Genomic DNA, 7,724 nt, shown 5'->3' with positions numbered 1-7,724 from the left:
CCGTGGACGCGGCCCAGGCCGTGCGAGGCGGCGCGACCGTCACCGGCGACACCGTGGACCTGCTGGACCTGGGAGCCACCCGGGAGTGGGCGGCGCGCACCGAGAAGGAGTACGGCCGCGTCGACGGACTGGTGCACCTCGTGGGGGGCTGGCGGGGCTCGGCGGCGTTCGCCGAGACCGATCTGGCCGACTGGGACGCGCTGCACGACCTGCTGGTGCGGACCGTGCAGCACACCTCGCTGGCCTTCGAGGGGGCGCTGCGGCGCGCTGGCAACGGTCGTTATCTCCTGGTCAGCGCGGCCGGCGCGAGCAGGCCGACGGCGGGCAACGCCGCCTACGCCGCCTCCAAGGCAGCCGCCGAGGCCTGGACCCTGGCCCTGGGCGACGCGTTCCGTAAGGCGGGGGAGGACGGACCGCCGCCGGCCGCCGCGGCGATCCTGGTGGTCAAGGCCCTGGTGAACGACCAGATGCGGGCCGAGCGGCCCCAGTCCAAGTTCAAGACCTTCACCGACGTTCGGGATCTGGCCGACGCCCTCGTCGGCACCTGGAAGCAGTCCACCGAGGAAGTGAACGGAAACCGCCTGTGGCTCACACCCCAGCCGTAGCGTCCGCGCCCGCGGTCACGGACGCCAAACGGCATCACGACCCCGAGATCCGCGGCTTCGCCAGCGACAACTACGCGGGCGCGCACCCGGAGGTGCTGGCGGCGCTCGCGCTGGCGAACGGCGGCCATCAGAGCGCTTACGGCGCTGACGCGTACACCGAGCACCTCCAGCAGGCCATGCGCAGCCACTTCGGCCCTTACGCCCAGGCGTTCCCGGTGTTCAACGGCACCGGGGCGAACGTCGTCGCCCTGCAGGCGCTCACCGACCGGTGGGGAGCCGTCATCGCGGCGGACAGCGCGCATATCCACGTGGACGAGTGTGGCGCCCCGGAGCGGGTCGGCGGACTGAAGCTGCTCACCGTACCGACGGCGGACGGCAAACTGACGCCCGAACTCATCGACCGGGAGGCGTTCGGCTGGGACGACGAGCACCGCGCCATGCCGCAGGTCGTCTCGTTGGCACAGAACACCGAGCTGGGCACGCTCTACACCCCCGACGAGGTCCGCGCCATCTGTGAGCACGCCCACGAACGCGGCATGAGGGTGCACCTGGACGGTGCCCGGATCGCCAACGCCGCCGCGGCGCTGGACGTGCCGATGCGGGCGTTCACCCATGCCGTGGGGGTGGACGTCCTGTCCTTCGGTGGCACGAAGAACGGCATGCTCTTCGGCGAGGCGGTCGTCGTCCTCAACCCGGACGCCGTGGGGGCGATGAAGCACCTGCGGAAGCTGTCCATGCAGCTCGCCTCGAAGGCGCGGTTCATATCCGTACAACTCGAGGCGCTGCTCGCACGGGACTTGTGGCTGCGGAACGCCCGGCACGCCAACACCATGGCGCAACGACTCGCGGCCGGGGTGCGGTCGGTGGAGGGTGTGCGGATCCTGTACCCGGTCCAGGCCAACGCGGTCTTCGCGCGGCTGCCGCACGAGGTGAGCGAACGCCTGCAGAAGCGTTACCGCTTCTACTTCTGGGACGAGGCGGCTGGTGACGTCCGCTGGATGTGTTCCTTCGACACCACCGAGGAGGACGTGGACGGCTTCGTCTCCGCGCTGCGGGAGGAGATGACGGAGAGCACACACACCTGACGCCTGGCCGGGCGGCGTGCCGCGGCGCGTACGCTCCGAACCGGCCCGCCCCGGCCGGACGTCACCGCCGTGGGTGCGCTGGCCGGGGCGGGGCCGCCAGGTCAGTGCGCTGGTGTCTCCGCTGGTTTGGGCGCGGTGCCCCCCAAGTGCGCCGGAAGCCACCAGGAGTCCTCGGGGCCCTTGGGGCTGGACGGATAGTTGCGTTGGGCGGTTTCCAGGAGCTCGTGCACCCGACCGCGCAACCGCTCGGTGACGGTCAGGACGGGCTCCTGCGGGTCCGCCCGGAAGGACTCGCCCACCCGGATGCTGATCGGCAGGTGGTTACGACCGAAATCGCGCTTGTGCCCCTTCGTCCAGAGCCGCTGCGTGCCCCACAGGGCCATCGGCAGCAGCGGCACGCCGGACTCCTGAGCGAGGCGGGCCGCGCCGGACTTGAAGTTCTTCAGGGTGAACGAGGGCGAGATGGTCGCCTCCGGGAAGACCCCGATGATCTCGCCGGAACGCAGGGCCTGCAACGCGTGCCGGTAGGCGTGTTCACCCTGGGAACGGTCCACCGGGATGTGCTTCATCGCCCGCATCAACGGTCCGGAGACCTTGTGTCTGAACACCGACTCCTTTGCCATGAAACGGACCAGTCGCTTGGCCGGGCGGGCGGCCAGGCCGGTGAAGACGAAGTCCAGATAGCCTATGTGGTTGCTCACCAACACCGCGCCGCCGTGCTGCGGTACGTGCTGTGTGCCGTGCATGTCGAACCGCAGGTCGAGTGCTTTGAAGAAGGTGCGGGCAACACCGACCACCGGGGGATACACGAGCTCAGCCATACGGGACGACCCTTCTCGCCGGCGCCGGGGAGGGCTTGCCGACGGCTATCGAAGCGGAACCTACGGATGCGTAACTTCCGGCCTCCACAGATCGTGCCCGAAAGACCGAAGAAGAGCCACAGCCGGGGTCGGTCTGCGGGAGATTCTGCTCACGCTCCCCCCGTGCCGCCTCGCACGAGCCGCGGGCGGTGCATGCTGGAGAGCATGACGGATTCGCTGGGCGCAGCCGATATCGGGGTCGACCGGTTCGGAGAGCGGGCGACCCTGGTGCAGTTCTCCAGCGCCTTCTGCCAACCCTGCCGGGCGACCCGCCGGGTGCTGCGGGACGTCTCGACCATGGTGGGCGGCGTCACACACGTCGAGATCGACGCGGAAGGCGCGCTCGAACTCGTGCGGCGACTCGGGATCGTCTCCACGCCGACGGTCCTGGTACTGGACGCTCAAGGGCGGACCGTACGGCGAGCGGCCGGGCAGCCCCGGCGCGCCGACGTGATCGCGGCGCTCGGGGAGGCCGTCGCGTGATCCGCGGCCGCTCCCCGGTGAGTCGGTCGACGCACGGCGCGTATCGTGAGGTGGCGTGATGAGGTCAGGACAAGATCGGTGAGCGCCCCCGGCGTCAGCGAGACACTGCGCGGAGGTGCGCTGCTGCGGGCGGCGTTCCGCGAACACGCGGCCGGTGTGGCCGTGGTCACCGCGGCACGGGCGGGACGACCCACCGGCTTCACCGCGACCTCGCTCAGCTCGGTGTCGGCCGAGCCCCCGGTAGTCTCGTTCGGAGTGGGAGTCGGTTCCTCCAGCTGGCCCGTGATCGCGGAGGCGGAACACCTCGCGGTGCACGTGCTCGGCGCGCATCAGCGGGAACTGGCCGAGACGTTCGCGAGCAAGGAGGTGGATCGCTTCGCGGCTCCCACCAGTTGGCGGTGGGGACCACACGGCGTGCCGGTGCTGGACGGGGTCAGCGCGTGGTTGGTCTGCCGGGTGATCGCCCGAGTCCCGGTGGCGGGTCATCGGGTGGTGCTCGCGGAGGTGGACGATGGTCGGGTGCGGCCGGGGAGCCGTCCGCTGCTCTACCAGCAGGGGCGTTTCCGGCTGCTGCGTGATTGAGTTGTGCTGCTCAGCAGCCGAGTTGGCGCGTTGGCAAGGTCACATTCCCATGGCCTTGATAACGGAACGGATGCTGAGTGTACTGACGAGTAATAAAGTCTGTGAACACCGGTCTGTTCGGCCGGGAAGCGTGCGAGATGCAGTAGGAGTGGCGGCGTGAGTCTGAGGATCGTTGTCTGTGTGAAGTACGTGCCCGACGCTGCCGGTGACCGGCAGTTCACGGAGGACCTGACCACGGATCGGGAAGCGGCCGACGGTCTGCTGTCGGAGCTGGACGAGTACGCGGTCGAGCAGGCCCTGCAGATTTCCGAGGAGGCCGACGAGGCCGAGGTCACCGTGCTCACGGTCGGCCCGGAGGACGCCAACGACGCGCTCCGCAAGGCCCTGTCGATGGGCGCCGACAAGGGCGTTCACGTCGAGGACGACGACCTGCACGGCACCGACGCCCTGGGCACCTCGCTGGTGTTGGCCAAGGCCATCGAGAAGACCGGCTACGACCTCGTGGTGTGCGGTATGGCCTCGACGGACGGCACCATGGGGGTCCTTCCCGCCATGCTCGCCGAACGGCTCGGCGTCCCGCAGGTCACCTCGCTGTCCGAGGTCTCGGTGAGCGACGGCGTCGTCACCGGCCGCCGGGACGGGGACACCGCGACCGAGCACCTGCGGGCGCAACTGCCGGCGGTCGTCTCGGTGACCGACCAGTCGGGCGAGGCGCGTTACCCGTCCTTCAAGGGCATCGTCTCGGCGAAGAAGAAGCCAGTGGAGTCGCTGGACCTGGACGACCTCGACCTGGAGGCGGACGACGTCGGCCTGGACGGGGCCTGGACCAAGGTTGAGGACGCCACCGAGCGGCCCGCGCGTACCGCCGGCACCGTGGTCAAGGACGAGGGCGAGGGCGGCGGGCAACTCGCCGAGTACCTCGCGGGTCAGAAGTTCGTCTGACCCACTCCGGTCCCACGCTCGCTCACTCTCGTAGCAGGAGAACAATCCCATGGCTGAAGTCCTTGTCTATGTCGATCACGTCGACGGCGCCGTCCGCAAGCCGACCCTGGAGCTGCTGACGCTCGCCCGGCGGCTTGGGGAACCGGTCGCCGTACACCTGGGTCCGGGTGCGGAGGAAGCCGCGCCGGTGCTCGCCGAGCACGGCGCGGTGAAGGTCCTGGCGGCGGACTTGGCGGAGTTCGCGGACTACCTCGTGGCCCCGAAGGTGGACGGTCTGCAGGCCGCCCACGACGCCGTCGCGCCGGTGGCGGTGCTGCTTCCCTCCTCCTCGGAGGCCAAGGAGATCGCGGCGCGGCTGGCGGTACGCGTCGGTTCCGGCATCATCACCGACGCCGTGGACCTGGAGGCCGGTTCCGAGGGCCCGGTCGCCACTCAGTCCGTCTTCGCCGCCGCGTACACGACACGTTCGCGGGTCACCAACGGCACCCCGGTCATCACCGTGAAGCCCAACTCCGCGGCGCCCGAAGCTGATCCCGCCGCGGGCACCGTGGAGCCGCTGACGGTGACCGTCCAGGAGTCCTCCACCGGGACGCGGGTCACCTCGCGGGACCCGCGGGAGGCCACCGGCCGGCCGGAGCTGACCGAGGCGGCCATCGTGGTCTCCGGTGGCCGCGGGGTGAACGGCGCGGAGAACTTCCAGGTGATCGAGGCTCTCGCGGACGCCTTGGGTGCCGCGGTCGGTGCCTCGCGTGCCGCGGTCGACGCCGGTTGGTATCCGCACTCCAGCCAGGTGGGCCAGACCGGGAAGTCCGTCTCGCCGCAGTTGTACGTCGCGGCGGGCATCTCCGGTGCCATCCAGCACCGCGCCGGCATGCAGACCTCCAAGACCATCGTGGCGGTCAACAAGGACGCCGAGGCCCCGATCTTCGACCTCGTGGACTACGGCGTGGTCGGAGACCTGTTCCAGGTGCTTCCGCAGTTGACCGAACAGGTCAAGGCGCGCAAGGGCTGACCTCGTTCGCTTCTCCGGGACCCCCGCGCGTGCCACTCGCGCGGGGGTCCCGTCGTGGGTATCTGTTGACGGCCCCGATGGGGCGGTCTAGCGTCCCCGAGAGAGATTCAACATTTTGTTGATTCTCTCTTTCATGGTCGGCGAACAGGGAGCGAGCACAGATGACGCAGGACGAGCCGGTGACGACCACCTTCACAGCGTCCGTACGGGAAGGCGTGGCCGCTTCGCTCGCCAACGTGGACGCCGAGTTGGAGAGCCGCTATCCAGGCGACCCCGGCACCCGCCAGCCGGTGCACACGGTCTACGTGCCAGCCGACGTGTTCACCCCGGACACCGTGCCGGACTGGGGAGCCCAGGCCCTGCGGCAGCTCGACGAACACGCCCCGGATCCCCACGCGTTCGGCTCCGCGCTCGGTCTCTCCGAACAGATCGCGACGGCCGTCCACGACCGCGTGCGAGCCAAGCTCGCCCACGAGCCCGTGGAGGACCTGCGGATCGACTTCGAGGACGGTTACGGGACGCGCCCGGACGCGGAGGAGGACGCCACGGCCGCCCGTACCGCCCGGACGGTGGCCGCGATGTTGCGCCGCGACTCAGCCCCTCCCCAGCCGGTGTGGCTGGGCATCCGCATGAAGTGTCTGGAGGCCGCCGTGCGGGAGCGCGGCATCCGCACCCTGGACATCTTCCTCAGCGGCCTGATGGCCGCCGGCGGCATCCCCGAGGGGATGGTGCTCACCCTGCCGAAGGTCAGCGCGCCGGAGCAGGTCGGGGCGATGGCCCGCCTCTGCGCGGAGTTCGAGACGGCGCACGGACTGGCTGAGGGCAGCATCGGCTTCGAGATCCAGATCGAGACCACCCAGTCCATCCTGGGCGCGGACGGCCGAGCCACCGTGGCGCGGATGATCGACGCCGCACGGGGACGCGCCACGTCCCTGCACTATGGCACCTTCGACTACAGCGCGTCCTGCGGAGTCAGCGCGGCTTACCAGTCCCTGGAGCACCCCGCCGCGGACCACGCCAAGGCGGTGATGCAGGTCGCCGCCGCCGGCACCGGCGTGCGACTCTCGGACGGCTCCACCAACGTGCTGCCGGTCGGCTCCGGCGACCAGGTGCGTGCCGCCTGGCGGCACCACTACGAGCTGGTGCGGCGCTCGTTGGCCCGGGCGTACTATCAGGGCTGGGACATGCACCCGGGGCACCTCGTGACCCGCTACGCCGCCGTGTACGCCTTCTATCGGGAGGGTCTGGAGCCGGCCGCGGCGCGGTTGGCGGCGTACGTCAGCAGGGCGGAGGGCGCCGTACTCGACGAGCCCGCCACGGCGCGGGCACTGAGCGGCTACCTGCTGCGCGGGCTGGACTGCGGCGCCCTCGACGTCGCCGAAGTGGACAGGCTCGCGGGGCTGAGCCGGCGCGAGTTGGAGAACCTCGCCGGCAGGTCGCCCTCCGCCGGTTGATCCGCCCCGGCCGGCGCCATGGCGCCGGAAGCTCCCGCGGACCGGGGCGTGCTGCGGGAGCGGTCCGGGCCGGTGGCTCAGGAGCCGCCGGCCGCCCAGTCGCGCAGCGCCTGGCGGCTGGAGAAGTCGGCGACGTTCTTGTCCAGCGGCTGGTCGGTGTACTGATGCAGGCGCCAGTCGGCCTGGATGCGGGGCTCGCCCCGGCTCACGTAGTCGGCGATCCACAGGCCGTCGCCGGCGTACGACGTGGTGTCGTGGTTGAGCCAGAAGTAGCGGTTGCAGTAGAGAAGGACCTGGTGGTTGGGGCGAAGCCGCTTGACCTCACGGATGAAGCGGTCCTTCTCCGCGTTGCTCGGGTGCGTCCCCTGGCTGTTCTGCTCCCAGTCCGCGGCGAGCAGGTCGCCTGGGTCCTCGACGGCTTTGGCGATGAAGTACTCCGCCTGTGCCTCGATGTTCCCCGGCCAGAGGAAGTGGTAGAAGCCGACCACGCAGCCCTCGTCACGCGCCGCTTTGGCCTGGTCGGCCATCCGTGGATTGACGTACGAACGGCCCTCTGTCGCCTTGACGATGACAAAGTCCAGGCCGCTGGGGTCGTAGGACGACTGGTGTGAGCTCACGTCTACGCCGTGCAGCATCGGCTGCCTCCAGCCGGGGGTGTCAGGAATGGATAGCCGTAGTGTGCCCGCCTGCCGTGGCCTTAC

At 70.1% G+C, this 7,724-nt stretch carries 9 protein-coding genes; 7 read left to right on the top strand and 2 right to left on the bottom strand.

What is annotated here, in order from left to right; translation table 11 throughout:
• Nucleotides 1-605, top strand: a 605-nt coding sequence (locus AN216_RS19615; RefSeq protein ID WP_070198015.1) for an SDR family oxidoreductase, incomplete at its 5' end; no start/stop codon positions are given.
• Nucleotides 584-1,690, top strand: coding sequence for a threonine aldolase family protein (locus tag AN216_RS19610; RefSeq protein WP_070198014.1), 1,107 nt, complete (start codon nucleotides 584-586; stop codon nucleotides 1,688-1,690). The genes AN216_RS19615 and AN216_RS19610, both read left to right, overlap by 22 nt.
• A gap of 101 nt (nucleotides 1,691-1,791) precedes the next feature.
• Here the strand turns inward: AN216_RS19610 and AN216_RS19605 are convergent, their stop codons facing one another.
• A complete protein-coding gene (locus AN216_RS19605; protein WP_070198013.1) occupies nucleotides 1,792-2,511 on the bottom strand; it encodes a lysophospholipid acyltransferase family protein in 720 nt (239 codons plus the stop codon).
• A 192-nt stretch (nucleotides 2,512-2,703) separates the two neighbouring features.
• Between AN216_RS19605 and AN216_RS19600 the strand changes: the two genes are divergently transcribed.
• The 5 genes from AN216_RS19600 (at nucleotide 2,704) to AN216_RS19580 (ending at nucleotide 7,023) form a co-directional block, all read left to right on the top strand.
• A complete protein-coding gene (locus AN216_RS19600) occupies nucleotides 2,704-3,033 on the top strand; it encodes a TlpA family protein disulfide reductase (protein WP_244502544.1) in 330 nt (109 codons plus the stop codon).
• Between the two features lie 78 nt (nucleotides 3,034-3,111).
• The gene (locus AN216_RS19595; protein ID WP_070198012.1) at nucleotides 3,112-3,615 is read left to right on the top strand and encodes a flavin reductase family protein; all 504 of its coding nucleotides are present in this window, start codon (nucleotides 3,112-3,114) and stop codon (nucleotides 3,613-3,615) included.
• A gap of 156 nt (nucleotides 3,616-3,771) precedes the next feature.
• Nucleotides 3,772-4,557, top strand: coding sequence for an electron transfer flavoprotein subunit beta/FixA family protein (locus AN216_RS19590; RefSeq protein ID WP_070198011.1), 786 nt, complete (start codon nucleotides 3,772-3,774; stop codon nucleotides 4,555-4,557).
• 49 nt (nucleotides 4,558-4,606) lie between these two features.
• On the top strand, nucleotides 4,607-5,569 hold the full coding sequence (locus AN216_RS19585; RefSeq protein WP_070198010.1) for an electron transfer flavoprotein subunit alpha/FixB family protein: 963 nt from the start codon (nucleotides 4,607-4,609) through the stop codon (nucleotides 5,567-5,569).
• 161 nt (nucleotides 5,570-5,730) lie between these two features.
• Complete coding sequence (locus AN216_RS19580; RefSeq protein WP_070198009.1) at nucleotides 5,731-7,023, top strand: DUF6986 family protein; 1,293 nt, start codon at nucleotides 5,731-5,733, stop codon at nucleotides 7,021-7,023.
• Between the two features lie 77 nt (nucleotides 7,024-7,100).
• Here the strand turns inward: AN216_RS19580 and AN216_RS19575 are convergent, their stop codons facing one another.
• Nucleotides 7,101-7,658, bottom strand: coding sequence for a GH25 family lysozyme (locus AN216_RS19575; RefSeq protein WP_070198008.1), 558 nt, complete (start codon nucleotides 7,656-7,658; stop codon nucleotides 7,101-7,103).
• Between the last annotated feature and the right edge of the window lie 66 nt (nucleotides 7,659-7,724).

Source organism: Streptomyces oceani (assembly GCF_001751245.1).
In the GTDB taxonomy this organism is placed as follows: domain Bacteria; phylum Actinomycetota; class Actinomycetes; order Streptomycetales; family Streptomycetaceae; genus Streptomyces; species Streptomyces oceani.
This window is presented reverse-complemented; position numbering and strand designations above follow the sequence as displayed.

Excerpts from the sequence above, each read along its gene's own strand:
- AN216_RS19585 (WP_070198010.1), top strand. The coding sequence starts at position 4,607 with ATGGCTGAAGTCCTTGTCTATGTCGATCACGTCGACGGCGCCGTCCGC.
- AN216_RS19575 (WP_070198008.1), bottom strand. The coding sequence starts at position 7,658 with ATGCTGCACGGCGTAGACGTGAGCTCACACCAGTCGTCCTACGACCCC.
- AN216_RS19600 (WP_244502544.1), top strand. The coding sequence starts at position 2,704 with ATGCTGGAGAGCATGACGGATTCGCTGGGCGCAGCCGATATCGGGGTC.
- AN216_RS19580 (WP_070198009.1), top strand. The coding sequence starts at position 5,731 with ATGACGCAGGACGAGCCGGTGACGACCACCTTCACAGCGTCCGTACGG.
- AN216_RS19605 (WP_070198013.1), bottom strand. The coding sequence starts at position 2,511 with ATGGCTGAGCTCGTGTATCCCCCGGTGGTCGGTGTTGCCCGCACCTTC.